The organism is Pseudoxanthomonas sp. Root630, assembly GCF_001427585.1.
In the GTDB taxonomy this organism is placed as follows: Bacteria; Pseudomonadota; Gammaproteobacteria; order Xanthomonadales; family Xanthomonadaceae; genus Pseudoxanthomonas_A.
This window is the reverse complement of record NZ_LMGY01000017.1, coordinates 134,877-159,620: the sequence shown is the minus strand read 5'-3', so window position 1 is coordinate 159,620 and position 24,744 is coordinate 134,877. Positions and strand designations below refer to the sequence as shown.

At 68.5% G+C, this 24,744-nt stretch carries 18 protein-coding genes; 10 read left to right on the top strand and 8 right to left on the bottom strand.

The genetic code is table 11. The annotated features are described in order from the left end of the window. Positions 1-102: 102 nt before the first annotated feature. Positions 103-3,054: a TonB-dependent receptor gene (locus ASD72_RS15470; RefSeq protein WP_081420377.1), complete on the bottom strand. Its 2,952-nt coding sequence runs from the start codon at positions 3,052-3,054 to the stop codon at positions 103-105. Between the two features lie 298 nt (positions 3,055-3,352). Then, the gene (locus ASD72_RS15465) at positions 3,353-4,351 is read right to left on the bottom strand and encodes a LysR substrate-binding domain-containing protein (protein ID WP_056880853.1); all 999 of its coding nucleotides are present in this window, start codon (positions 4,349-4,351) and stop codon (positions 3,353-3,355) included. Positions 4,352-4,641: 290 nt separating this feature from the next. On the opposite strand from ASD72_RS15465, the gene ASD72_RS15460 reads away from it, so the two are divergent. The 7 genes from ASD72_RS15460 to ASD72_RS15430 are packed head-to-tail and all read left to right on the top strand — an operon-like array spanning position 4,642 to position 12,285. Next, a complete protein-coding gene (locus tag ASD72_RS15460) occupies positions 4,642-5,382 on the top strand; it encodes an SDR family oxidoreductase (RefSeq protein ID WP_056880852.1) in 741 nt (246 codons plus the stop codon). A gap of 5 nt (positions 5,383-5,387) precedes the next feature. Beyond that, the gene (locus tag ASD72_RS15455) at positions 5,388-6,011 is read left to right on the top strand and encodes a 2-dehydro-3-deoxy-6-phosphogalactonate aldolase (RefSeq protein WP_056880851.1); all 624 of its coding nucleotides are present in this window, start codon (positions 5,388-5,390) and stop codon (positions 6,009-6,011) included. Continuing rightward, positions 6,008-7,159 carry a galactonate dehydratase gene (gene dgoD, locus ASD72_RS15450; RefSeq protein ID WP_056880850.1) on the top strand — a complete coding sequence of 384 codons (1,152 nt, stop codon included), beginning with the start codon at positions 6,008-6,010 and terminating at the stop codon, positions 7,157-7,159. Before ASD72_RS15455 ends, dgoD begins: the two co-directional genes overlap by 4 nt. After that, positions 7,137-8,063, top strand: a complete 927-nt coding sequence (locus ASD72_RS15445; protein WP_056880849.1) for an SMP-30/gluconolactonase/LRE family protein — start codon at positions 7,137-7,139, stop codon at positions 8,061-8,063. Before dgoD ends, ASD72_RS15445 begins: the two co-directional genes overlap by 23 nt. Further along, positions 8,060-8,968, top strand: a complete 909-nt coding sequence (locus ASD72_RS15440; RefSeq protein WP_056880848.1) for a 2-dehydro-3-deoxygalactonokinase — start codon at positions 8,060-8,062, stop codon at positions 8,966-8,968. Before ASD72_RS15445 ends, ASD72_RS15440 begins: the two co-directional genes overlap by 4 nt. Positions 8,969-8,979: 11 nt before the next feature. Then, positions 8,980-10,653 (top strand): glycoside hydrolase family 43 protein, encoded by a 1,674-nt coding sequence (locus ASD72_RS15435; RefSeq protein ID WP_056881068.1) that lies wholly within the window; start codon positions 8,980-8,982, stop codon positions 10,651-10,653. A 21-nt stretch (positions 10,654-10,674) separates the two neighbouring features. Beyond that, complete coding sequence (locus tag ASD72_RS15430) at positions 10,675-12,285, top strand: family 43 glycosylhydrolase (RefSeq protein WP_056880847.1); 1,611 nt, start codon at positions 10,675-10,677, stop codon at positions 12,283-12,285. 3 nt (positions 12,286-12,288) lie between these two features. Here ASD72_RS15430 and ASD72_RS15425 read toward each other — a convergent pair whose 3' ends face one another. Genes ASD72_RS15425 through ASD72_RS15410 form a run of 4 tightly spaced genes read right to left on the bottom strand, consistent with a single transcriptional unit; the run spans position 12,289 to position 17,999 of the window. Continuing rightward, positions 12,289-14,355, bottom strand: coding sequence for an FAD-dependent oxidoreductase (locus ASD72_RS15425; RefSeq protein WP_056880846.1), 2,067 nt, complete (start codon positions 14,353-14,355; stop codon positions 12,289-12,291). Next, positions 14,348-15,661: an amino acid permease gene (locus ASD72_RS15420; RefSeq protein WP_056880845.1), complete on the bottom strand. Its 1,314-nt coding sequence runs from the start codon at positions 15,659-15,661 to the stop codon at positions 14,348-14,350. Before ASD72_RS15420 ends, ASD72_RS15425 begins: the two co-directional genes overlap by 8 nt. A gap of 6 nt (positions 15,662-15,667) precedes the next feature. Continuing rightward, positions 15,668-16,957, bottom strand: coding sequence for an amidohydrolase family protein (locus ASD72_RS15415; RefSeq protein WP_056880844.1), 1,290 nt, complete (start codon positions 16,955-16,957; stop codon positions 15,668-15,670). Continuing rightward, positions 16,944-17,999 carry an SRPBCC family protein gene (locus tag ASD72_RS15410; protein ID WP_056880843.1) on the bottom strand — a complete coding sequence of 352 codons (1,056 nt, stop codon included), beginning with the start codon at positions 17,997-17,999 and terminating at the stop codon, positions 16,944-16,946. The genes ASD72_RS15415 and ASD72_RS15410 overlap by 14 nt, the downstream gene beginning before the upstream one ends. 334 nt (positions 18,000-18,333) lie before the next feature. Between ASD72_RS15410 and ASD72_RS15405 the strand changes: the two genes are divergently transcribed. From ASD72_RS15405 to ASD72_RS15395, 3 genes are all read left to right on the top strand, one after another. After that, complete coding sequence (locus ASD72_RS15405; RefSeq protein WP_056880842.1) at positions 18,334-20,376, top strand: tetratricopeptide repeat-containing sulfotransferase family protein; 2,043 nt, start codon at positions 18,334-18,336, stop codon at positions 20,374-20,376. Between the two features lie 28 nt (positions 20,377-20,404). After that, positions 20,405-22,882, top strand: coding sequence for a TonB-dependent receptor (locus ASD72_RS15400; protein WP_200948905.1), 2,478 nt, complete (start codon positions 20,405-20,407; stop codon positions 22,880-22,882). A gap of 175 nt (positions 22,883-23,057) precedes the next feature. Beyond that, positions 23,058-23,441 carry a hypothetical protein gene (locus ASD72_RS15395; protein ID WP_235578028.1) on the top strand — a complete coding sequence of 128 codons (384 nt, stop codon included), beginning with the start codon at positions 23,058-23,060 and terminating at the stop codon, positions 23,439-23,441. A 26-nt stretch (positions 23,442-23,467) separates the two neighbouring features. On the opposite strand, the gene cydX is transcribed toward ASD72_RS15395, so the two are convergent. Together cydX and cydB are read right to left on the bottom strand one after the other, a co-directional pair. Then, positions 23,468-23,584, bottom strand: coding sequence for a cytochrome bd-I oxidase subunit CydX (gene cydX / locus ASD72_RS20665; RefSeq protein ID WP_081420376.1), 117 nt, complete (start codon positions 23,582-23,584; stop codon positions 23,468-23,470). A gap of 12 nt (positions 23,585-23,596) precedes the next feature. Beyond that, on the bottom strand, positions 23,597-24,742 hold the full coding sequence (cydB, locus tag ASD72_RS15390) for a cytochrome d ubiquinol oxidase subunit II (protein ID WP_056880840.1): 1,146 nt from the start codon (positions 24,740-24,742) through the stop codon (positions 23,597-23,599). Positions 24,743-24,744 lie beyond the last annotated feature (2 nt).

Genomic DNA, 24,744 nt, shown 5'->3' with positions numbered 1-24,744 from the left:
CAGCGGTGCGCCGGCAGGAAGCACACCTCGGGCGCCGCACCAGGCGTGCACCGGTCCTTCGAAGGAACGGCCGGCGATACCGGCCGTCCCATGGGTGCCGCATCAGAACGTGAAGCGGAGCGTCGCGGCGTAACGGCGGTCGTTGACGTACCACGACGTGGTGCGCTTGCCGGCGCCGTTCTGGTCCATCAGCGTGCGCTGCTCGGCGTTGTTGAGGTTGTTCATCTCCAGGCCGAACTGCACGTTGTCCGAGAACTTGTAGAAGATCGACCCATCCAGCTGACCGAAGCTGTCGCTGTACACCGGCAGCTTCCACGGGATGCCGCCGTCGCCGCCGTTGTAGCCGTTCGGGCCGATCGACAACAGGTATTCGCTGCGCCAGTTGTAGGCCAGGCGAACCTGCCACGGGCCCTTTTCGTAGAACGCCGCGACGTTGTACGAGTTCTTCGACAGGCCATCGGCCGGCAGGTCGTCGAACAGCGATCCGTCGGTATCGACAGGCACCGCATTGGAGGCCGCCGGGATTCTCGTGGAGCTGTCGATGTAGGTGTAGTTGGCGGACATGCCGAGCCCGTCGAACGGCGCGGGCAGGAAATCGAAGAACTGGTTCCAGCCGATCTCCGCGCCCTGGATCTTCGCCTTGCCGACGTTCACCAGGCGGGACACGCGATAGTCGTACTCGTTGCCGTCGACGCCCGGATAGGCCAGCAGCTCGGTCTGTTGGCGGAAGTAGTCCTTGATGTCCTTGTAGAAGAAGTTCACCCAGGCCATGCCGCCGCTTTCCGGCGCGAAGTACCACTCCAGCGACAGGTCGAACTGATTGGCCTTCATGGGCGTCAGGTACGGGTTGTCGGTGGAGCTGCCGGTGAGTTCCAGGTCCTCCGGGCCAAGCTCATCGCCCGGCTGCGGGTTGACGCCGTCGCGGACGGCCACGCTGAGCACCTGGTAGGCCTGCATGTCGCTGAAGGCCGGGCGTGCGATGGCCTTCGATGCAGCGAAGCGGACGATCCAGTTTTCGGCCGGTTCCCACTTCACGTTCGCGCTGGGCAACACATCGGTGTATGAGTTCTCCGCAGAGATCGGCTCCGACTGGCCCGTGCCCAGATACGGCGCGAACGCATTGTTCGGATAGACCAGGTAGCCCTCCGCGCTGTTCTCCGTGCGTACCACGCGCACGCCGACGTTGCCGTCGATGCGCGCCTCGTCCATCGCGAAGTTCAGCATCGCGTAGGCGGCGTAGGTGCGCTCGGTCTGCACGTTGCCCCACTGCGGGTCGGCGAGGTTGCGCGGCGTGATCTGGCCGTAGCAACAGGTGTAGTACGGGATCGCCGCGCCATGGATGTCGAGGTAGCTGTTCGGGAAATTGAGCGCGGTGGACAGCACCGGCGAGTAGAACGAGCCCGGCGTCGAAGCGCCGCCACGGTAGAAGTTGTCGAAGGTGATCAGGTTGGTCAGGCTGGAATTGATCGTCCCGTTGAGGTCCAGGCCCGGTAGCGGCACACCGCCCGGCAGTGCCCACCACTGCATCCAGGGCTGGAACACCGGCTGCCAGTCGTAGCCGGTGTCGATGCTGTGCGCATCGCGGTCGGTGACACGCACGCCGACCTTGAAGGAATCGAAGAAATTGCTGTCGAAGCTGTGCTTCAGGTCCGCGCGCCAAGCGACTTCGTCGGCGGTGTTGTCGTCCTGGTGGTCCATCGTGAACCCCCAGTAGTAGTTCGCGGGGTTGGCGGTGAACTGGTTGTCGACGCCGATCCGCGGCACGCCATGGCCCAGGTCGATGTCGATGTACGGCACGTTGAGGCCGAGCGATACCGTGGAATCCAGCGCTTCGGTGTTCGCCTTGATGTACTGCAGGTCGGTGGAGAACTCGGTTCGGTCGCTGAACAGCCACTTCAGGCCGAACGAGTAGTCGGTGGTGTCGGACTTGCGGTGCGAGGCGCGGATGTCCGTGCCCATCGGGATGTCGCCGTTCGAACGCAGACGACCCGAAACGAACACGTTGCCATCGAGTTCGTACGGCTGACTGGCATCGACGCGCACCTGCAGCGGATCGTTGGAGACGAAGATCGCGTCTTCGTACCACAACTCGTCGTATCGGCTCTGGAAGGCGGTGGCGAACAGCTCCAGGTTGTCGTTCGGCCGCCATTGCAGCGCGACGTAGGCGCCCTGGCGTTCGCGCTCGTATTCCAGCGTGCGCCAGTCGGCGCCGCGCGGCAGCCACAGGCTTTCGTTGGTGCCGTCGTTGTTGAGGTCGGAGTTGGCGGTATTGAAGAACGGCCGCACGAACATGCCATCGGTGCGCGTCGCCAGTTCGGAATGGGCCAGATTGACCAGGATGCCGAACTCGCCTGCGTCGGTGTCCCAGCGGTTGCTGAAGATCACCGAGCCCGAGGGCTTCAGCTGGTCGGCGAAGTCGCCCCTGTTGGCGCTGAACGACATGCCGAACCGGCTGCCTTCGATGTCGAACGGCATGAAGGTGCGCAGGTCGACGGTGCCGCCGAGGCCACCCTCGATCATGTCGGCCTTCTGGTTCTTGTAGACGTCGACGCCGGCCATCAGTTCGGCCGGCACGTCCTGGAAGCTGAGGCTGCGGCCGCCGGACGCGGAGAAGCTGTCGCGACCGTTCAGTTCGGAGCGGACCTGGGTCAGGCCGCGCACCTGCACGCCGCCGCCTTCGGCGGAGAAATGCTCCGGATCGCCGACCGTCAGGAAGCGATCGATGGTCACGCCGGGAATGCGCGACAGCGTTTCCGTGACGCTGCGGTCGGGCAAGGCGCCGATGTCGAGCGCGGTGACCGAATCGACGAACGTGTCGGCGTCGCGCTTGATGTCCTGCGCCCGGTAGACGGAACCGCGGATGCCGGTGACGACGACCGCATCGAGTTCGGTGGTCTTCTCGCCGTCCTTCGCTTCCGATGCGGCTTCCTGCGCGAACGCAGGCGCCGACAGCAGCAGGGCGATGCCCAGGGCGAGGACGGTGGGTTGCAGGTGGCGGCCGGCGGAACGGCCCGCACGGGGGCCAGCCGCGATGCGGCGCTGACGCGTTGACATGGATGTTCCCTCCCAGGACACATGACAAACGATTGAGTTGTGGTCCTGCCCGGACGTCTTCGCGCCCCGTGGCCGGATGAAGCGGTGACGGCTGCAGCCCCCGGCTGCGGTCGTCGATGGTTCGGTCTTTCCCGTGGGGCACCGCGGCAACCGGGGCCTTGCGGCCGGTGCCTGGCGCTCACCTGGCGGCCGTGGGACCGCCTTCCTGTGACTGCGGCGGGAGCATAGGCGGCGCTGACATGCCGTACCAATGAAATATTGATCGCCAGCTATATCGAACCCGAATAGGTCTTCAGACTCAGTCGCCGCTTTCGCCTGGCGGCGGCACCGTGCCCGTCTGGGAGGGCTCCAGGTCGGTATAGAGGCGGCGGGCGGTACTGCGCAGGGCATCCAGCACGCGCTCGGCGCCCGGCGACAACAACTGGTCGCGACGGCGGACGATGCCGAAGAACTCCATACGCACGCCCAGCTCGATCGGCAGCACGCACATCTGACCGGTCTGCAGGTACGGGCCGACCGATTCGGCCGGCAGCGCGGTCAGCAGGTCGCTGTGCCGCAGCAGGTGGATGATCACGGGCAACGAGGCCGTTTCCACGATGTTCTGCGGCGGCGGCTGGCCGTGCTCGAGGAACACCGCATCCAGCCGCGAACGCAGCACGCTGGCGGCCGGCGGCATGATCCAGCCGTAGTCGGCCAGGTCGGCGTGGGTGATCCGCGGGCGCCGGGTCAGCGGATGGCCGGCGCGCACGATGACCGCATGCGGTTCGTCGGCCAGCGGCTCGAAATCCAGCTCGCCCGCGCCCTCCGGACCCATGATGCGGCCGACCACGATGTCGAGCTGGCCATCCAGCAGCTTGGCCACCAGCGGCCGGCTGTAGTCCATCTCGACCTTGATCAGGATGTCGGGGAAATCGCGCTTCACCGCCGCGATGGCCTGCGGCACCAGGGTGGTGCCGGGGTTCACCACGGTGCCGATCGCGGCCTGGCCCATGCGCCCGCTGCGCAGCGCGGCGATCTCGTCGTGGGCGCGGCCGATCTCCGACAGGGCCGAGCGCGCGCGACGGATCAGCACCTGCCCGTACCAGGTCGGCTCCACGCCGCGGGCGTGGCGCTCGAACAAGGGCACGCCGAGCAGGCTTTCCATCTCGGCCAGCAGCTTGGAGGCGGCGGGCTGGGTCATGTTGGCGGCCTCGGCGGCGCGCAGGACCGAACGCTGTTCGTACAGGTGCAGCAGCAGGGAAAGGTGGCGGGTCTTCAGGCGCGTGGCGCCGAACCAGCCGGTGGTGGGGTGGACCATGGTCGCCTCCGGGGCACGAGCTATTCGTATGCGGAATAGCCTATGACAAAAATTTCATTTGTCGTACATAGATGCCCACGCGAGGCTATGCCACGCTTCGAACGCGGGTCGGCGGCCATGCCTGACCGCCCGCGAGGGGAGGCCCCGGGGACGGCCGGCACAGGTCCGCCACGGGACATCCCCGCATCCGATCACCGCCGGGAGGAGGGCCCCATGGCGACATCGCAATCCGACGGCACGTCGCGTGCCGGCGCCAACGTCGCGTCCACGCCGGACGGGATCCGTCTCCCATGAGCGGCCGCCTGTCCGGCAAGGTCGCGCTGGTCACCGGTGCCGCCAGCGGCATCGGCGCGGCCACGGCGCAGCTGTTCGCACGCGAGGGCGCGACGGTGGTCGGCCTCGACAAGCAGACCGCGCCCACGGCCGATGACGGCGTGCAACACCGCATCGCCGACATCACCGATGCCGGCGCGGTCGACGCCGCCGTGCAGGCGGTGCTCGCCACGCACGGCCGCATCGACGTGCTCGTCAACAACGCCGGCGCGGATGTGTTTTCCGATCCGCTCACCCTGTCCGACGAGGACTGGGAGCGCTGCCTGTCGCTCAACCTCAAGGGTGCCTGGCACCTCTGCCGTGCGGTCTTGCCGGCGATGCAGGCGCAGGGCGCGGGCAGCATCGTCAACATCGCCTCGGTGCACGGGCACAAGATCATCGCCGGCTGCTTCCCGTATCCGGTGGCCAAGCACGGCCTGGTGGGCCTGACCCGTGCGCTCGGCATCGAGTACGCCGCACGCGGGATCCGGGTGAATTCGATCTCGCCGGGGCTGATCCTGGTGCCGCGGATCGAAGCGTGGTTCGCGCGCGAACCAGGCTCACGCGAAAAGCAGGCGGCACTGCTGCCGCCCAAACGCATCGGCACGCCGGAGGAAGTGGCTTACACCGCGCTGTTCCTCGCCAGCGACGAAGCGCGCTTCATCAACGCCACCGACATCGCCATCGATGGCGGTCGCTCGCAGGTCTACCACGACTGACCCGCATGGACGCGCCCGCCCTTCCCTTCGCCCTGCCGCTGATCGCGATCCTGCGCGGCATCACGCCTGCCGACGTGCCCGCGCACGTGGGCGCGCTGGTGGAGGAAGGCTATGACGCGATCGAGATCCCGACCAATTCGCCGGACTGGGCGCACAGCGTGCGCATCGCTGCGGATGCCTTCGGCGGACGCGCACTGATCGGCGCCGGCACCGTGCTGACGACCGCGGAGGTGGATGCGCTGCTCGCCGCAGGCGGACGCCTGATGGTCACGCCGAACACGCGCCCGCCCGTGATCCGGCATGCGGTCGAACGCGGCCTGCAGGTCGCCGCCGGTGTCGCCACCGCGAGCGAGGCCTTCGACGCACTCGATGCGGGCGCGCAGGTGCTCAAGCTGTTCCCCGCTTCCGTCTACGGACCGGCGATGGTGCGCGCCCTGCGCAGCGTGCTGCCGCCGGTTCCCCTATTCGCCGTCGGTGGCGTCACGCCCGACACCCTCTCCGGCTACCTCTCAGCCGGCTGTCAGGGCGCCGGCATCGGCGGCGAACTTTACAAGCCCGGCCAGCCGGTCGAGCGCACGCGCGAGCACGCGCGGCGCTTCCGCCAGGCCTACCTGGACCACGCCACATGAAGATCGTCCGCGTCAGCACTTTCCACGCCGCACCGCGCTGGCTCTTCCTCAAGGTGGAGACCGACGAGGGCGTGACCGGCTGGGGCGAGCCCGTCATCGAAGGGCGCGCCAGCACCGTCGAGGCCGCCGTGCACGAACTGGCGGACTACCTCGTCGGCCAGGACCCTGCGCGCATCAACGACCTGTGGCAGGTGCTGTATCGCGGCGGTTTCTACCGCGGCGGCGCCATCCTGATGAGCGCGATCGCCGGCATCGACCAGGCGCTGTGGGACATCAAGGGCAAGGCGCTCGGCGTGCCGGTCTACCAGCTGCTCGGCGGGCGCGTGCGCGACCGCATGAAGACCTACCGCTGGGTGGGCGGCGACCGCCCGGCCGACATCGTCGCGCAGATGCAGCGCTACCAGGCGCAGGGCTTCGATACGTTCAAGTTCAACGGTACCGAGGAACTGAAGCTGATCGACAGCCCGCGCGCGATCGACGCCGCGGTGGCCAAGGTCGCCGCGATCCGCGAAGCGATGGGCGACCGCGTCGATTTCGGCATCGACTTCCACGGCCGCGTCAGTGCGCCGATGGCGCGGGTGCTGCTGCGCGAACTGGCGCCGTTCAAACCGTTGTTCGTCGAAGAGCCGGTGCTGCCCGAACAATGGGAGTACTACCGCCCATTGTCCGACGCGACCTCGATCCCGCTCGCCGCGGGCGAACGCATGTACTCGCGCGCCGAGTTCAAGCCGGTGCTCGCGGCCGGCGGTCTGGCGATCCTGCAGCCCGACCTGTCGCATGCCGGCGGCATCACCGAGTGCGTGAAGATCGCGGCGATGGCCGAGGCGCACGACGTGGCGCTGGCGCCGCACTGCCCGCTGGGCCCGGTCGCGCTGGCCGCGTGCCTGCAGGTGGATTTCGTGTCGCACAACGCGATGCTGCAGGAGCAGAGCATCGGCATCCACTACAACACGGGTGCGGACCTGCTGGACTACGTGCTCAACAAAGAGGATTTCCGCTGCGACGACACCGGCAGCATCGCCGCGCTGCCCAAGCCCGGCCTGGGCGTGGAGATCGACGAGGAGCGCCTGGTCGAAGCGCACCGGCAGCCGCCGCGCTGGCGCAACCCGCTGTGGCGGCATGCCGATGGCAGCGTGGCCGAGTGGTGATGCCGTGACGACGGCGCTGGCGACCTTGGCCGTCGACAGCCGCTGCGCGCTGGGCGAAGGCATCCTGTGGTGCGACCGCCGGCGCGTGCTGTACTGGACCGACATCCTCGCCGCCGAACTCTGGCGGCACGATCCCGACAGCGGCCACACGCATGCGTGGTCGCTGCCCGCACCGCTCGGTTGCCTCGCGCTGGGCGAAGACGGGCGCCTGCTGCTGGGCCTGGCGAAGGGGCTGTACGCGAGCGATGTGGAAGCGCAGTTGTCCGTGCGCGACCTCGTGCTGGAGACGCTGGCCGATGTCGAGGCCGGCGACCCGATGACCCGCGTCAACGATGGCCGCGCGGATCGCCACGGCGGCTTCGTGTTCGGCACCAAGAGCGAGCACGCCGACCTGCGGCCGGCCGGGCGCTTCTACCAGTACACCGTCACGCACGGCCTGCGCGAACTGGCCTTGCCGCACGCCGCCATCCCGAACTCGATCTGCTTCGATGCCGCCGGCACGCGGATGTACTTCTGCGATTCGGTGACGCCGCGGATCCTGCATTGCCGTTACGACGCGGCGACCGCGACCGTCTCCGACATCGCGGTGTTCGTCGAGCTCGACGTGCCGGGTGCGGAACCCGACGGCTCGATCATCGATGAAGAAGGCGCGCTGTGGAACGCGCAGTGGGGCGCGGGACGCGTGGTGCGCTACCTCGCGGACGGCCGCATCGACCGGATCGTGCGCGTCCCGGCGCCGCAGCCTTCCTGCTGCGTGCTGCGCGCGGACACGCTGTACGTCACCAGCGCACGCATCGGACTCGATGCCGGCGCCCTCGCCGCTTCGCCGATGTCGGGCGGTGTGTTCGCGCATCGCACCGGGCGTGCGCTGGCGCGCGCCGTGGACCGGGTGCGCTTGCCATGATCGCCGTCGACTGGGGCACCAGCAGCCTGCGCCTGTACCGGATGGCCGACGACGGCCAGGTGCGCGAGCGCCGTCGCAGCGACCAGGGCGTAATGGCGTGCGCAGGCCGCTTCGGCGACGTGCTCGCGCAGGAAATCGCCGGCTGGGACGACACCGACATCCTGCTGTGCGGGATGGTGGGTGGACGCGGCGGCTGGCACGAGATGCCGTACCTGTCCTGCCCGGCCGGCAACCATGCGCTGGCCCTGGGCATGCAGCGCTTCCATCCGCCGGACTTCGACGGGCGCGCACTGTGGCTGGTGCCGGGCCTGCGCGACAGCGATTCGGACAGCGTGCCCGACGTGATGCGCGGCGAAGAGACGCAGCTTGCCGCGCTGCTCGACGCCCTGCCCGGCGGAACGCACGTCGTCTGCCTGCCCGGCACCCACAGCAAGTGGGTCACGGTGCGCGACGGCCAGGTGCACCGCATCGCCACCGCGATGACCGGTGAACTCTTCGCGCTGCTGCGCCAGCACAGCATCCTCGGCCGGCTGATGCCGGCCGGCGACGTGCGCTTCGATGGGTATGCGTTCGACGCCGGCCTGAAGCGCAGCGCCGACGCGGGCGGCCTGCTGCACCACTTGTTCGGCGTGCGCACGACCGGGCTGTTCCAGCAGTTCGCCGAACCGGCGCTGCCGTCGTATCTCTCCGGCCTGCTGATCGGCCATGAACTGCGCGCATCCGGTCTGCTCTCGCATGCGCCGCGCCCGGCGCAGGTGCACCTGATCGGCAACGATCGTCTGCTGGCATCCTACGCGCACGCACTGACGACGCTGGGCGTCGGCGTGCAGCGCCATCCCGAAGACCTGTCCGCACGCGGCCTGCATGCGCTGTGGGCACGGCGGACCGCGACCGCCCCCTACTAGAGGAAGACCGGATGCTGAAGCACTGCGCATGGATCCTGGCGGCGTCGTTGATGATCGGTCCCGCATGGGCAGGCGATGCGGTCTTCCGCGAAGTGCGCTACCACGGCGACGATGGCGGTCCGCCGGTGGGAACAGGCGACTACCGCAATCCGGTCGTCGCGGGTTTCTACCCGGACCCGTCCGCGATCCGCGTCGGTGACGATTTCTACCTGGTGAACTCCACGTTCGGCTACTTCCCCGGCCTGCCGGTCTTCCACAGCACCGACCTGGTGTCGTGGACCCAGGTCGGCAACGCGATCCATCGCCCCGGACAGGTCAACTACGGCGAAAAGGAAGAACTGACCCGCGGCCTGTTCGCCGCCACCCTCGCCCACCACGACGGCACCTTCTACATCGCCAACACCTGCTTCTACTGCGACCGCGGCAACTTCGTCGTCACCGCGAAGGACCCGGCCGGCCCGTGGTCGGACCCGATCTGGCTCGGCGTCAGCGGCATCGATCCTTCGCTGTTCTTCGACGACGACGGCAGCGCGTGGGTGGTCCACAACGATGTCCCGGACGGCAAGCTGCGCTACGACGGTCATCGCGCGATCTGGCTGCAGCGTTTCGACTTCGGCAAGCGCGAACGCGTCGGCAAGCGCCTCCTGCTGGTGGACGGCGGCGCCGATCCGGCGACGAACCCCGAACACGTCGAAGGCCCGCATGTCTTCAAGCACGACGGCTGGTACTACCTGACCGCCGCCGAGGGCGGCACCGGCGAGCAGCATGCGCAGATGGTATGGCGCAGCCGCGCGCTCACCGGCCCGTATCAACCCTCGCCATCGAATCCCGCGTTGACCCAGCGCGACCTCGACCCGAAGCGCGTCGATCCGGTGACGTCCACCGGCCACGCGCAGTTCGTGAAGCTCAAGGACGGCACGTGGTGGGCGGTGTTCCTCGCCACGCGTCCGTACCGGGGCAACCAGTACAACCTGGGCCGCGAAACCTTCCTGCTGCCGGTGACATGGAAGGACGGCTGGCCGGTGGTCCTGCCGCGCGGCGAACGCGTGCCGATGGTCGCGAAGCGCCCGGACCTGCCGCGCAATCCGCAACCCCTGCCGACCAGCGGACCGATGACGTGGACCGAGCGCTTCGACGCACCCGCGCTGCCGCTGTCGTGGATGACGCTGCATCCGCCGCAAAGCCGCTGGTACGCCACCGGCAAGCAAGGTCTGACGATCACCCCGGGCGCGATGCCGCTGGGCGCCTTCGGCACGGCGCCGGGCCAGCCGTCTTACATCGCCCACCGCGTGCAGCATCATGCGGCCACGCTGGAAACCACGCTCGCCTCGTTCGAACCCGCCACCGGTGAACTGGCGGGACTCGTGCTGCTGCAGAACGAGTACGGCCACTACGTGCTCGGCGTCGAACGCGACGCGCGCGGACTGGCGGTCTCGCTGTACCGGCGCAGCGGCCGCGAGGGCGCGAAGGAAGGCAATCGGCTGGCGCGCATTCCGCTGGACGAAGGGCACGGCCCCGTGTCGCTGCGTTTCCGCCTCGACGGCCCACGCCTGGAGGCGACCTATGCCGTGACGCCTGGCGACTGGAAGACCGTCGCGACCGGCCTGGACGCCAGCCTGCTGAGCGTCGAGACGGCGGGCGGTTTCATCGGCAATACGTTCGGCCTCTACGCCGTCCGTCGCTGATCGCACGATCACGGCGTCCGCATGCCAGGCACCTCGCGTCGCGCATTGTTCAAGGCCGGGCTCGCTGGCCTGGCCACGTGGCCGATGTCATCGCGCGCCTTCGCGTCCACGCCCTGCCCGCCTGCACTGCCCGCGCACGCCACCGGCGTCGAAGGCCAGCGCAAGGCGGACCTCGGCGACGGCACCTATCTCAACCCCATCGTCGCTGGCGATCGTCCCGATCCCACGATCCTCAAGGACGGCGACGACTACTACATGACGTTCTCGTCGTTCGATGCCTATCCCGGCCTGGTGATCTGGCATTCGACCGATCTCGTCAACTGGGCGCCGCTCGGCCCTGCGCTGCGCACGCACGTGGGCACGGTGTGGGCCGTCGATCTCTGCAAGCATGGCGACCGCTATTTCATCTACCTGCCGGCGCTGGCGAAAGAGCAGGCATGGAAGATCCACGCGATCTGGGCCGACGACATCCGCGGACCGTGGAGCGAACCGGTGGACCTGCACATCGATGGCTGCATCGATCCGGGCCATGCGGTCGGCGAGGACGGCCGGCGCTACCTGTTCGTCAACGGCATCCGCAAGGTGCGCCTCACCGACGATGGCCTGGCGACCGACGGCGCGCTCGAAACCGCCTACCAGCCCTGGCGCTATCCGGAAGCATGGATCACCGAGAACTTCGCGCCCGAAGGCCCCAAGCTGACGCGGCGTGGCGACTGGTTTTACCTGGTCACCGCGGTCGGCGGCACCGCGGGTCCCGTCACCGGCCACATGGTGATCGCTGCGCGCTCGCGTTCGATCCATGGGCCGTGGGAACACTGCCCGCACAATCCCCTGGTGCGCACACTGGACGATGCCGAACCCTGGTGGTCGCGCGGCCACGCGACGCTGGTCGATGGACCGGCCGGCGACAGCTGGATGGTCTACCACGGCTACGAGAACGGCTATCGCACGCTCGGCCGGCAGACGCTGCTGGAGCCGATCGAGTGGACGGACGATGGCTGGTTCCGCGCGCGCGGCGGCGATCTGTCGAAGCCGCTGCCGCTGCCCCGCGGCGGCAGGAAAAGCACCGCCGGGGTCGCGCTGTCGGACGACTTCTCGACCGACCGCCTCGGCACGCAGTGGGCCTTCCACGCGCCGCGACCGGATGAGATGCAGCGCGTGCGGTATGGCGCGAAGTCGCTCCGCCTCGCCGGCGCAGGCCGGTCGCCTGCGGATGGCAGTCCCCTCGCCTGCATCGTCGGCGACCGCGCCTACCAGGCCGAAGTCACGCTGACCCTGGTCGATGGCGGCGAAGGCGGCCTGCTGCTGTTCTACAACCCGAAGGCCTTCGTCGGCCTGGGCTTCGCGGCGGACGGACTGCGCGTCTTCCAGTACGCGGAGGAGCAGGCATGGGCCCGGCAATCGGTGCCGACCCGGCGCGTGCGCCTCCGCCTGACCTACGACCACCATGTGGTCACCTGGCACCACTCGCACGACGACGGCCGCACGTGGACGCGGCTGGACACACGGATGGAAGTGTCCGGCCTGCACCACAACGTGTTCGGCGGCTTCCTCAGCCTGCGCGTCGCGTTGTACAGCGCCGGCCCGGGCGCGGTGGAATTCAGCGACTTCCGCTACCGCGCGCTCGCCTGAGCATCACGCCATCGGCGTGTCGTGATGGAAGTGCCGCTTGAACGGCACCTCGCCGTCGCGCGGCGCGTCCAGCTCCTGCGCATACCGGTGGCCGGCGTACACGGCGTGCGCGATCAGTCCGGGCGCCAGCGCGTCGCCGATGCAGGCCACGCTGCGCACGCCCGCATCGGCCCATTCCGGCTCGCGCGACTTCAACGCCAGGTAAAGCGCATCGTCGGGCAGGCGGGCCGTGACCGCCACGACCGCATCGCAGTCGAGCGAAGAAGCCGCACCGCTCCATGCGTGCTCCAACGCAAGCGCGGTTTCCGTGTAGCCGGCGATCGTGTGCGACACGCGCTGCACGATGCCCAGTTCGGCCATGCGCCACTGGATGTGGCGGTAGTCGAGCGTGTTCGCGCTCCATGACGCCACGGTATCGTCCGGGGTGAGGTACGTGACCTCGCAACCGCGCAGGCGCAGCGCCTCGGCGACGACGCTGGCGGTATAGAAGTAGTCGTCGTCGTAGACCACCACGCGACCCTCGGGCCAGCGGCCGTCCATCAGATCGTCCGGGGTGAACACGCGCGGGTTGCCGGCGAAGTCGGCGATACCCAGCCCGTGGCTGCGGCCGAACCCGTCCCGCCGCCAGTGGCAGCCGGTGGCGATGACGACGTGGTCCGCACCGAAGTCGAGCACGTCCTGCGCGGTGAGCGCGGAGTCGAGGTAGGTGCTGACGTTCGCCAGCTTGCCGATCTGCCCGAGCCGCCAGTCGCGCACGCGCGCCCATTCGGCGAGCCCCGGCAGGCGCGCCTCGCGCGTGACCCGCCCGCCCAGTTCGCGCCGCGCGTCGGCCAGGTGCACCTCGTAGCCGCGCTGGCCCAGTGCACGTGCGGCTTCCAGGCCGGCCGGCCCGCCGCCGACGACCAGCACCCGCGCATCGCTCGCCTTCGGTGCGATCCGCTCCGGATGCCAGCCCTTGCGCCATTCCTCGCCCATGCTCGGGTTCTGCGTGCAGCGGATCGGCGAGATCGTCATGTCGCCGGAGACGCAGATGTTGCAGCCGATGCATTCGCGGATGTCGTCGACGCGGCCTTCCTCGATCTTGCGCGGCAGGTACGGGTCGGCGATCGAGGGTCGCGCCGCGCCGATCAGGTCGATCACGCCGCGGCGGATCTGCGAGACCATCGTGTCGGGCGACGTGAAGCGGCCCACGCCGACCACCGGCTTGGTCGTCGCCTTGCGGACGAAATCGATGAAGGGCTCTTGCGCGCCTTCGCGGGCGAAGCGCGAGGGCACCGAATCGTTGTACCAGGCCGCGAGGTTGACGTCCCACAGGTCGGGAAGCTCGGCCAGCATCCCGACGATGTCCTGCGCCTCGGCCAGTTCCACACCGCCCGGCCCCAGCAGTTCCTCGGTGGCGAAGCGCAGCGCGACCGCGCAGCGGTGGCCGACCGCTTCGCGGGTGTCCTGCAGCACCTCGCGCAGCAGCCGCACGCGGTTCTCCAGCGAACCGCCGTAGGCGTCGCTGCGCTGGTTGCGGCGACGTTGCAGGAAGTGCATCGGCAACGAAAGATCATGCGCGGCGTAGACATAGATGATGTCCATGCCCGCCTTCATGCCGCGCACCGCGGCTTCGCGGTGCCAGCGGCGGTATTCGGCGATGTCGTGCAGGTCCATCGCGCGCGCCTGCGCGGGATAGCCGTACTTGGACGGCTGGTGCGACGGCGCCAGCAGCACTTCGCGCGAATACAGGTTGGAGGCGGTCGGTCCGTTGTGCGACAGCTCCACCGCCGCCAGCGCACCATGCGCGTGCACCTTGTCGCACATCAGCGCGAGCGCGGGAATGTCGCGGTCGTCCCACAGGCGCGCCTCGACGTACGGCGTCAGGTCGCTGCTGGGATGGATCTCGCACTCCTCCGTGGAGATCACGCCCCATCCGCCCTCGGCCTTCACTTCGCGCATGGCGGCATGCGCCAGCGGCATCGCATGGCCCATCCCGTTGCAATGCGGCACCTGGAAGAAACGGTTCTTGGTGGTCACCGGCCCGATGCGGACCGGCTCGAACAGGATGTCGTAGCGCGGATCACGCATTCGACACCGCTTTGCCGTGGTGACGGCGCAGGAAGAAGTACAGCGGCAGGCCGGCGACCATCAGCGCCAGCGCCAGCCAGAAGGGCTGCGCGCCCATGCCGATGAAGGCGAACACCGTGTACGCCGTGCCGATGGCGGCGGCCACCAGCAGGTCGCGCCCCGCTTCGCGCTGCCCGCGCCACCAGAGCACGCCGAGCGCGAGCGAACACCCCAGGTACAGCGGCAGGTTGGCCGCGGTGACCACGGTGCTGAGGAAGGTGAAGCCCGCCACCGCGGACTCGCTGTAGTTCATCAGCACCATCGCGCTGGCGAGCAGGGCCGTCAGCACCAGCGCGCCGGTGGGTGCGCCGAAGCGGTTGGTCCGCGCGAACACCGCCGGCATCGTGCCGTTGTCGGCCATCGTGCGCATCATCTCGCCGCTCAACAACGTCCAGCCGTTCAACGCACCCAGGCCGCTGACGACGACGAACAACGCGATCCACCGCCCGGTGCCCTCGCCGGCGAAGCGCTCCATCACCAGCGCGAACGGCGCGCTGGACTGGGCGAGCTCGGCATGCGGCAGCAGCAGCAACGGCACGGCGGACACGACGAGATAGATGCCGGCGGTGATGCCGGTGCCGGTCATCGTCGCGCGCGGGATCGTCCGCCCGGGATCATCGACCTTCGCCGCGGGGATCGTCGCCGATTCGATGCCGAGCATGGCGAACAGCGCCAGCGTGGAAGCCGCCATCGCATCACCGAGGCTGATCGGTTTCGCCGGCGGATGCGCGCCGAAGGACGCGGGGGATTCGAGCAGCGTCCATGCGCCGAGCGCCGCGACGGCCAGCATCGGCACCAGTTTCATCACCGTGGTCACCACCTGCACGCGCCCACCGCTGCGCACGCCCAGCAGGTTGATGCCCACGAACAGCCACAGCACGCCCAGGCACAGCACGGCCGGCTGCACCCATGCGAGCGACGGAAAGATCGCGGCGGCATAGCCGGCCACGCCGGTGGCCAGGGCCGCGAGGGTGATCCAGTTCGATACCCAGTAAGACCACAGCACCGCATACGCCGGCAGGTCGCCCAGCGTGTGCCGCACATAACCGTAAGGACCGTCCGCGCCGGGCAGCAGGCGCGCCAGCCGCGCGAAAACGCGGGCCAGCGCCAGGCAGCCGAGCACGGTGATGCCCCAGCCCAGCAGCGCGTTGTAGCCGAACGGTGCCAGCGACGCGGGCAGCACGAAGATGCCCATGCCGATGGTGTTGCCCACCACCAGTGCGGTGCAGGTCCAGAAGCCGATCTTCCTGCGGTCGTGTGGCTGCATGGGCCGTCAGTCCCGCGCCACCGGCGTGCCGGCCTTCACCACGCCGCGCACCTGTTGCAGGCAGGCGATGTCGGCCAGCGGATCGCAGGCCAGGGCAACGAGATCGGCGAGCTTGCCCGGCGCGATCGAACCCAGCTCCTTTTCCTTGCGCAGCAGGCGCGCCGACTCGAGCGTGGCCGCGCGGATGGCCTGCAGCGGGGTCATGCCGTAGCGGACCATGTAGGCGAACTGGCGTGCATTGTCGCCATGCGGATAGACGCCGCTGTCGGTGCCGTAGGCGATATCGACGCCGGCGGCGACGGCTTTGCGGAACCCCTCGCGCTGCGCGTCGGTCGTGTCCAGGTTCTTGCGCAGGATCTCGGCGGACCAGCCATCGCGCCGGCCGACGGTATCGATGTAGTCGCCGTTGTAGATGTCGGCGACCAGGAAGGTGCCGTGCCGCTTCATCAGCGCAATGGCCTCGTCGTCCATCAGCGAGCCATGCTCGATCGAGCGGACCCCCGCACGCGCCGCGCGCTTGATGCCCTCCGCGCCGTGCGCGTGCGCGGCGACGAAGCTGCCGCGCCGCCCGGCCTCTTCCACCGCCGCCCGGATCTCGGCCTCGGTGTACTCGGATTGCCCGGGCTCCGTGCCGTCGGCGAGTACGGCGCCGGTGGCGATCAGTTTGATGAAATCGGCGCCCGCATCGAGGATCTCGTTCACCCGTCGGCGCACATCGGCTTCGTTGTCGGCAATGCCGCGACGGAAGGTCTCCGGCACCTCGGTCCCCGCAGGCAGGCCGGTGATTTCGCCGCCGCCCCCGGTGATGGTGACGTAGGTGCCGGCGACGAACATGCGCGGCCCGGGCACCAGGCCGGCATTGATCGCGTCGCGCAGCTGCACATCGGCGAAACCGCGATAGACCCCGACATCGCGCACCGTGGTGAAACCGGCCTGCAAGGTCGCGCGGGCGTTGCGCGCGCCGATGAAGGCATCGCGCGCCGCATTGCTCCTCAGCGGTGTCGCGGGATCGCCATACGGCCCCTCGTCGGCCAGGTGCGTATGCATGTCCATCAGGCCGGGCACGACGGTCAGCGCGGACCAGTCCAGCACGCGAAGGGCGGGATCCGCGCCCTTGGCGGGGGGAGCGACCGACACGATGCGTCCGTTGCGCACCAGGATGTCGCGGTCCGCCAGCATCCGTCCCGTGTCCACGTCGAGCACGTGGCCCGCGTGGATCAGCAGATCCTGCGCGCCAGCGGGCGAGGCGATGGCGACGAGCAGGAGAGCGAGCAGGAACCGGTCACGCGTCGCCATACGCCGCCCTCAACAGAGTGTGGAAATGCCAGACGCCGCTTTCGCGCTTCGGGCACAGCCGTCCCGCCTCGTAGAAGCCGGACGCCAGGCCCTGCTGCACCGCCTCGCAGATGCGGATGTCCTCGTCCTGCACTTCGTCGCTGAAGGCCTGGTCGTTGGCGATGCGGGCCAGCGCGGCATCGTCCTGCGCGTAGTAGTAGTCGAACTCCACTCGGCAGCGGTCCGGCCCCAGCGGCAGGATGCGGTTGGTCTGCAGGCGCCCCGGCATGATGTTGAGCATCACGTTCGGGTAGACGAAGTAGTAGAACGCATCGCCATCGCCGTAGATGTCCCCGCTGTTGCGCAGCGGCGAATGCTGCAGCGAATGCCAGGGGAAGAGTTCGGTGTCGTAGGCGCGGTAGTCGAGCACCTTCGACAGGCCGGGATGCACGTGCGGCAGGTGGTAGCCCTCGAGGAAGTTGTCCACGTAGACCTTCCAGTTGCACCCGATGTCGTAACTGTCGCGGCGATGGAAGCGCATCGCGGCCAGGTCGATCGGCGCGATGCGCCCGGCGATGCCGGCGTAGACCTCTTCGAACGGCGGCGCATCGTCGTGCAGGGCGACGAACACCAGCCCCTGCCATGCGTGCAACCGCAGCGGTGGCAGGTGGATGTCCTTGACGTCGAAATCCGCGGCGCCCTGCATCTCGGGTGCACTGCGCAACTGCCCTTCCAACGTGTAGCTCCAGCCGTGGTACTTGCAGTGCAGCGCGCGTGCGCCCTTGCCGTTGCACAGCGCCAGCGGGCCGGCGCGATGGCGGCACACGTTGGGGAAAGCACGCAGCACGCCGTCCTGGCCGCGCACCACCAGCACCGGTACGCCGCCGATCCGTTCCACCACATGGTCGCCCGGTTCCGCGAGTTGTCCCTGGTGGGCGACCAGCTGCCAGCTGCGCTGGAAGACGGCGGCCTGCTCCATCGCGAGCATCGCTTCACCGGCGTAGTAACGGGCGGGCAGCGCGCGGGCGCGCTCCAGGGGAAGGGGGCTGGCTGTGCTTGGCATGGCGGTCCCGTCGAGGATGGCGCGCCGTGCCCGATACCGGCGGCCGACGCCGCCCAAGCCTACGCGGAGGTGGGGGTGCGGCACAGCCCCCCTTGCACCGGGACGTTGCGCAGGCCGTCTCGGGCGCACTGACCTGGTGCGCGCCGGCATGACGAAAGTTGGATTACTTCTCACTGATTCGTTTTTCATGCGTCCGGCGTATTCCTGCCCTATCCAATCGCCCCGGTTCGCCTATAGATTGAAGGCGAGGGGCACTTCATCAGCGGGGGATCGGCTTGGAACGATCGATGGACGACCGTGGACGCACCACCGACCTGTTGCACAGGGACGGTGCATGACCGCCGCCGCTTCGCCCACCGGTAACCTCGACACCGCGCTGGACCACGCCCGCCACCTGCTGGCCACCGATCCCGCGATGGCCGCCCAGCAGGCCAGCGAGATCATCCGCGTGGTCGGGCGCCATCCGATGGCGCTGCTGATCCTGGCCGCGTCGCACCGCGTCCGCGGCCAGGCATCCCATGCGCTCGACGTGCTCGAACCGCTCGTGCGCGAACAGCCGCTGTGGGCACTCGGCCATCTCGAGCACGGGCTTGCGCTCGGCCGCGTCGGCCGCGGCGATGCCGCCGTCGCCGCCCTGCGTCGCGCGCTCGCCCTGAAGGCCGACCTGCCGCAAGCCTGGCGTGAGTTGGGCGACCATCTCGCCGCGATGGACGACGCCGACGGCGCGGCGGCCGCCTACCTGCAGCACACGCGCTATTCGACGCGCGACCCCGAACTGATGCAGGCCGCCGCCGCGCTCGCCGAGAACCGCATCCCCGAGGCCGAGGCGCTGTTGCGCGCGCGCCTGAAGCGCACGCCCACCGATGTCGCCGCGATCCGCATGCTGGCCGAAGTCGCCGCGCGCGTCGGCCGCATCGATGATGCCGACGCATTGCTCGCGCGCTGCCTGGAACTCGCGCCCGACTTCCACGCCGCGCGGCAGAACCACGCGCTGGTGCTGCACCGGGCCAACCGTCCGCAGGAAGCCTTGCAGGCCATCGATGCGCTGCTGGCGCACGCGCCCGACAACCCCGCGCACCTCAACCTCAAGGCCGTGGTCCTGTGCCGCGTCGGCGATTACGAGCCCGCGCTGGCGTTGTACGCGCGCGTGCTGGCGTCCTACCCGGACCAGGCGAAGATCTGGATGAGCTACGGCCACGCGCTGAAGACGGCCGGCCACGCTGCGCGCGCGATCGAGGCGTACCGCCGCGCGCTCGCGCTGGAGCCCGGCTTCGGTGAAGTGTGGTGGAGCCTGGCCAACCTGAAGACGTTCCGCTTCAGCGACGACGACGTCGCGGTGATGCGCACGCAGCGCGCACGCGACGACCTGGCCGACGACCATCGCCTGCACCTGGACTTCGCGCTCGGCAAGGCGCTCGAAGATGCGGGCGACTATGCTCCCTCGTTCGCGCACTATCGCGACGGCAATGCATCGCGCCGCACGCAGCTCGCCTACAGCGCCGACGACACGCATGCGCGAACCGAGCGCCTGAAGGCTGCGCACACCGCCACGTTCTTCGCGAGACGGACGGGACTCGGCTGCGAAGCACCCGACCCGATCTTCATCGTCGGCATGCCGCGCGCGGGCTCCACGCTGCTGGAGCAGATCCTGGCCAGCCACTCGGCCGTGGAAGGCACGATGGAACTGCCCGAGATCACCTCGATCACGCGCGACCTGCGGACGCAGGCGCGGGCGGACGGCGCGGAGACCTACCACGACCTGCTGGCGGGCCTGGACGGCGATGCACTGCGCGCGCTCGGCGAGCGCTACCTCGCGGCGACCCGCATCCATCGCAAGTCCGGCCGCCCGTTCTTCATCGACAAGATGCCGAACAACTTCGCCCACACCGGCCTGATCCACCTGATGCTGCCGAACGCGAAGATCATCGATGCCCGCCGCCATCCGCTGGCCTGCTGCCTGTCCGGCTACAAGCAGCATTTCGCGCGCGGCCAGGGCTTCAGCTACGGGCTGGAGGACATCGGGCGCTACTACCGCGACTACGTGGCGCTGATGGCGCACTACGACGCTGCGCTTCCCGGGCGCGTGCACCGGGTGATCTACGAACAGCTGGTGGACGACACCGAAGCCCAGGTGCGCCGCCTGCTGGACTATTGCGGGCTGCCGTTCGAGGACGGTTGCCTGCGCTTCTTCGAGAACGCGCGGCCCGTCAGGACCGCCAGTTCCGAACAGGTCCGCCAGCCGATCTATCGCGAAGGCGTGGATCACTGGCGGCACTACGAGCCGTGGCTGGAGCCGTTGAAGAACGCCTTGGGGCCTGTGTTGGGCGCCTATCCGGCGGTTCCGGACTTCACGGAGGGCAGTTCCATCCCCGATTGACCATCATCACTGGAGAGAGGTGAGCTGGATGAGTACCCGCAGCAGAAGAAAACCGGGGCGGCGCGATCCGTCGACCCTGGCAAGGTTCCCGTTGACCGCCGCGATCTACCTCGTGTTCGGCGCCACCGCGATGGCCCAGGACGCACCCGCCACGCCGTCCGCCGAGGGCGAGCGCACCGCGGCCACGCTGGACACCATCACGGTGACCGCGCAGAAGCGCGTGGAGAACCTGCAGGAAGTGCCGATCAGCATCCAGGTGCTGGGCACGGAACAGTTGAAGAACCTCAACGTCACCGACTTCGATGACTACGTGAAATACCTGCCCAGCGTGTCGTACCAGTCGGCCGGGCCGGGCTTCGCGCAGATCTACATGCGCGGCGTCGCCAGCGGCGGCGATGGCAACCACTCCGGTTCGCTGCCCAGCGTGGGCGTGTACTTGGACGAGCAGCCGGTCACCACCATCCAGGGCCCGCTGGACATCCACATCTACGACATCGACCGGGTCGAGTCGCTGGCCGGTCCGCAGGGCACGCTGTACGGCGCCAGCTCGCAGGCGGGCACGCTGCGCATCATCACCAACAAGCCCGACCCCTCCGGCTTCGCGGCCGGTTACGGGCTGGAGCTCAACAGCGTCAGCCACGGCGGCATCGGCCATGTCGCCGAAGGCTTCCTCAACCTGCCGCTGAGCGATCGCGCGGCGATCCGCCTGGTCGCCTGGAACAAGCACGACGCCGGCTACATCGACAACGTGTACGGCACGCGCACGTTCCCGTCGTGGGACGCCGACTCCGGCGGCAACGGCACCATCGACAACGCCGACCGCGCGAAGAAGGACTACAACGAGGTCGACACCACCGGCGCGCGCCTGGCGTTGAAGGTGGACCTCAACGACACCTGGTCGATCACCCCGACCATCATGGGCCAGCAGCAGAAGTCCAAGGGCGGGTTCGCGGCCGACCCGCAGGTGGGCGAACTGGCGCTGACCCATTTCTATCCGGAGAGTTCCGACGACCGCTGGTGGCAGGCCGCGCTGACGGTGGAAGGCAAGATCGGCAACTTCGACCTGACCTACGCGTTCGCACGGCTGGATCGCGACGTCGACGTGGAGCAGGACTACAACGACTACGCCTTCTGGTACGACACGCTGGCGGCGTATGGCGCGTACACCTGCTCGGATTTCGATCCCGATACGTTCACCTGCGCACCCGGCTCGCTGGTCAATCCGTCGCAGTACATCCAGGGCGTGGACGGCTACAAGAAGACCAGCCACGAATTGCGCATCGCATCGCCGACCGAGAACCGCTTCCGCTTCGTCGCCGGCGTGTTCATGCAGGACCAGGAACACGACATCGAGCAGCGCTACAGGATCGATGGGCTGTCGCCGGTGCAATCGGTCACGGGATGGCCGGGCACGATCTGGCTGACCAAGCAGCTGCGCCAGGACAAGGACAAGGCGGTGTTCGGCGAGCTCAGCTTCGACATCACCGAAGACCTGACCGCCACCGCCGGCGCCCGCTGGTTCGAGGTCGACAACAGCCTGCAGGGCTTCTTCGGCTTCGCCGACTGGGGCTGGGTATCGAGCTACGGCGAAATCGCCTGCCCGGACGGTGCGCCGACCTTCAACGGCGCGCCCTGCAGCTTCTTCGACAAGCGGGTGAAGGAGAACGGCCACATCGGCCGCTTCAACCTGACCTGGCGGATCGACGACACCAAGATGATCTACGGTACCTGGTCGGAGGGTTTCCGTCCCGGCGGCATCAACCGCCGCGGCACGCTGCCGCCCTACCTGTCGGACTACCTGACCAACTACGAGTTCGGCTGGAAGACCACCTGGCTCGACAACCGGCTCTCGTTCAACGGTTCGGTGTTCCGCCAGGACTGGGAGGACTTCCAGTTCTCCATCCTGGGCGCCAATGGCCTGACCGAGATCAAGAACGCCAACCAGGCACGCATCAACGGCGCCGAGTTCTCGCTGGCGTTCGCGGCCACCTACAACCTGCAGCTGACGGCCGGCGCCGCGTTCTACGACGCGGAACTGACCGAGAACTACTGCGGCTTCACCGACGACGACGGCAACCCGGTCACGGAGTGCGCGGACCCCGAGGCGCCGGAGGGCACGCAGCTGCCGGTCACGCCGAAGGTCAAGGGCAATCTGACCGCGCGCTACACGTTCGATGTGGCGGGCGGCGAGGCGTTCCTGCAAGGAGCGGTGGTGCATGTCGGCGACCGCAAGTCCGACCTGCGCCTGGCCGAACGCGAGATCCTCGGCGACCTGGATGCTTACACCACCGTCGATGTGTCGGCCGGCTACCGCCGCAACAACTGGAAGGTGGACGTGTACGTCAACAACCTGTTCGACGAACGCGGCGAGCTGAGCCGCTTCACCCAGTGCGCCGAAGCTGTCTGCGGCGCCGCGGGCGTGGTGCCGGAGTACCCGAACGGCCAGGTCTATACGGTGGTCTCGCAACCCCGCACGATCGGCCTGCGGTTCTCGCAGGAGTTCTGACGCGACATCCTGATTCCGGATGAAACGACCCCGGCCCCGCGCCGGGGTTTTCGTTTGCGGGGGTCAGCGCCCGCGTGACGGGTGTCGCATGTCCTGCCTTCTCGGGCTCCGCCGAATAACACGTAACGACGGCGGCTTCCCCGCCGAGTGTTTGCGGGTGGATGCGGGCATGCCGATGGATTATTGGATTTTCGTGTTCAACTGTCTGCGCGACCTGCGCGAACAGCCCTTGAGAAGTTGGGATGCCTTCCGGGAAATCCTGGACCCGATTCGCGACTCCATCGTCGAGATCACGCCGGGAATCTCGTTCGAGACATTTCCACGAGCCGTCCCGGGCTACAACGTGCACATGGTGCGTTTCAGGCGGGTGCCGGACGAAGGGCCGGAACCGCCGAAGGCGTGGGCGGAGACAGGCCTGCCGTGGTTGCTGCTCGGTGCGCGCCCCCGCCATGAAGCGCCTGCCACCCTCGCGCACTCCCAGGTGGATGTCGCACTCGGTGCGGAATTCCGCTACTGGCTGCGAAGCAACCTGCACGTGCTGCACGAACCGCTGGAATGATCTCGGGGCGCGAGCGCCCCGCGTAATCAGTCGTTCCGCGCGGCGGTGTCGCGGTCGTTCTCGCGCATCTCGTACCACATGCCGTTGAGGATGGCGAAGCTCGCCGCCAGGCCGGCGCCCAGGATCCAGCTGAAGTACCACATGCGGAGACCTCCTCAGTAGGCGTTGGGGTTGCGCCCCATCCCGTCCTGGTCGACCTTGCCACGCAGTACGCGGAAGACCCAGGCGGTATAGAGCAGGATGATGGGCAGGAAGAACGCGGTGGCCAGCAGCATGATGAACAGCGTCATGTGGCTGGACGACGCATCCCACAGCGTCAGGCTGGAGCCGGCCTGCGTGGACGACGGCAGCAGGAACGGGAACGTCGCCACGCCTTCGGTCAGGATGATGCCGATGATGCTGATCGAAGATGCCAGGAACGCCAGCCCGGCACGCCCGATGCGCAGCAGCACGGCGCTCAGCAGCGCGCCCGCCACGCCGAGGGCCGGCAGCAGCCAGGTGATCGGCCAGCGCGCGTAGTTGTCCATCCACGCGCCGGGCTGCGCCACGGCGATCTTGGCGAGCGGATTCGAGGGACCGGCGGTATCCATCGCAACCTGCAGCGCGTACCCGTCGATGCGCGCGACCCAGACGCCGCCGATCACGAACAGCACGGCCGTCGCCACCGCGGCGAGGCTGCCGTAGCGCCGCGCACGTCCGGCGATGGCGCCGGAGGTCTTCATCGCCAGCATGCCGGCGCCATGCATCACCAGCATCGCCACGCTGACCAGGCCACACAAGAGCGCGAACGGCGTGAGCAAGCCGAACAGCCCGCCTTCGTAGAACACCCGCAAGGTATCGTCGAAATGGAAGGGCACGCCAAGCAGCACGTTGCCCATCGCCACACCGAACACCAGCGCCGGCACCAGCCCACTGACGAACAGCGCCCAGTCCCACGCGGCGCGCCAGCGCGGATCGGGCACCTTGCTGCGGAACTTGAACCCGACCGGCCGCAGGATCAGCGCGAACAGGATCAGGAACATCGCGATGTAGAACCCGGAGAAACTCACCGCATACAGCGGCGGGAACGCCGCGAAGATCGCGCCGCCGCCGAGGATCAACCAGACCTGGTTGCCCTCCCATACCGGGCCGATGACGTTCAGCACGATGCGGCGTTCTTCATCGGTGCGCGCCACTGCGGGCAGCAGCGCGGCCACGCCCAGGTCGAAGCCGTCCATCACCGCGAAGCCGATCAGCAGGATGCCCAGCAGCAACCACCAGATCAGGCGCAGCGTCGCGTAGTCGAGGGGAATGGTGTCCATGC

Coding starts and splice junctions, on each gene's coding strand:
- ASD72_RS15470 (WP_081420377.1), bottom strand. CDS start 3,054: ATGTCAACGCGTCAGCGCCGCATCGCGGCTGGCCCCCGTGCGGGCCGT.
- ASD72_RS15465 (WP_056880853.1), bottom strand. CDS start 4,351: ATGGTCCACCCCACCACCGGCTGGTTCGGCGCCACGCGCCTGAAGACC.
- ASD72_RS15460 (WP_056880852.1), top strand. CDS start 4,642: ATGAGCGGCCGCCTGTCCGGCAAGGTCGCGCTGGTCACCGGTGCCGCC.
- ASD72_RS15455 (WP_056880851.1), top strand. CDS start 5,388: ATGGACGCGCCCGCCCTTCCCTTCGCCCTGCCGCTGATCGCGATCCTG.
- dgoD (WP_056880850.1), top strand. CDS start 6,008: ATGAAGATCGTCCGCGTCAGCACTTTCCACGCCGCACCGCGCTGGCTC.
- ASD72_RS15445 (WP_056880849.1), top strand. CDS start 7,137: ATGGCAGCGTGGCCGAGTGGTGATGCCGTGACGACGGCGCTGGCGACC.
- ASD72_RS15440 (WP_056880848.1), top strand. CDS start 8,060: ATGATCGCCGTCGACTGGGGCACCAGCAGCCTGCGCCTGTACCGGATG.
- ASD72_RS15435 (WP_056881068.1), top strand. CDS start 8,980: ATGCTGAAGCACTGCGCATGGATCCTGGCGGCGTCGTTGATGATCGGT.
- ASD72_RS15430 (WP_056880847.1), top strand. CDS start 10,675: ATGCCAGGCACCTCGCGTCGCGCATTGTTCAAGGCCGGGCTCGCTGGC.
- ASD72_RS15425 (WP_056880846.1), bottom strand. CDS start 14,355: ATGCGTGATCCGCGCTACGACATCCTGTTCGAGCCGGTCCGCATCGGG.
- ASD72_RS15420 (WP_056880845.1), bottom strand. CDS start 15,661: ATGCAGCCACACGACCGCAGGAAGATCGGCTTCTGGACCTGCACCGCA.
- ASD72_RS15415 (WP_056880844.1), bottom strand. CDS start 16,957: ATGGCGACGCGTGACCGGTTCCTGCTCGCTCTCCTGCTCGTCGCCATC.
- ASD72_RS15410 (WP_056880843.1), bottom strand. CDS start 17,999: ATGCCAAGCACAGCCAGCCCCCTTCCCCTGGAGCGCGCCCGCGCGCTG.
- ASD72_RS15405 (WP_056880842.1), top strand. CDS start 18,334: ATGACCGCCGCCGCTTCGCCCACCGGTAACCTCGACACCGCGCTGGAC.
- ASD72_RS15400 (WP_200948905.1), top strand. CDS start 20,405: ATGAGTACCCGCAGCAGAAGAAAACCGGGGCGGCGCGATCCGTCGACC.
- ASD72_RS15395 (WP_235578028.1), top strand. CDS start 23,058: ATGGATTATTGGATTTTCGTGTTCAACTGTCTGCGCGACCTGCGCGAA.
- cydX (WP_081420376.1), bottom strand. CDS start 23,584: ATGTGGTACTTCAGCTGGATCCTGGGCGCCGGCCTGGCGGCGAGCTTC.
- cydB (WP_056880840.1), bottom strand. CDS start 24,742: ATGGACACCATTCCCCTCGACTACGCGACGCTGCGCCTGATCTGGTGG.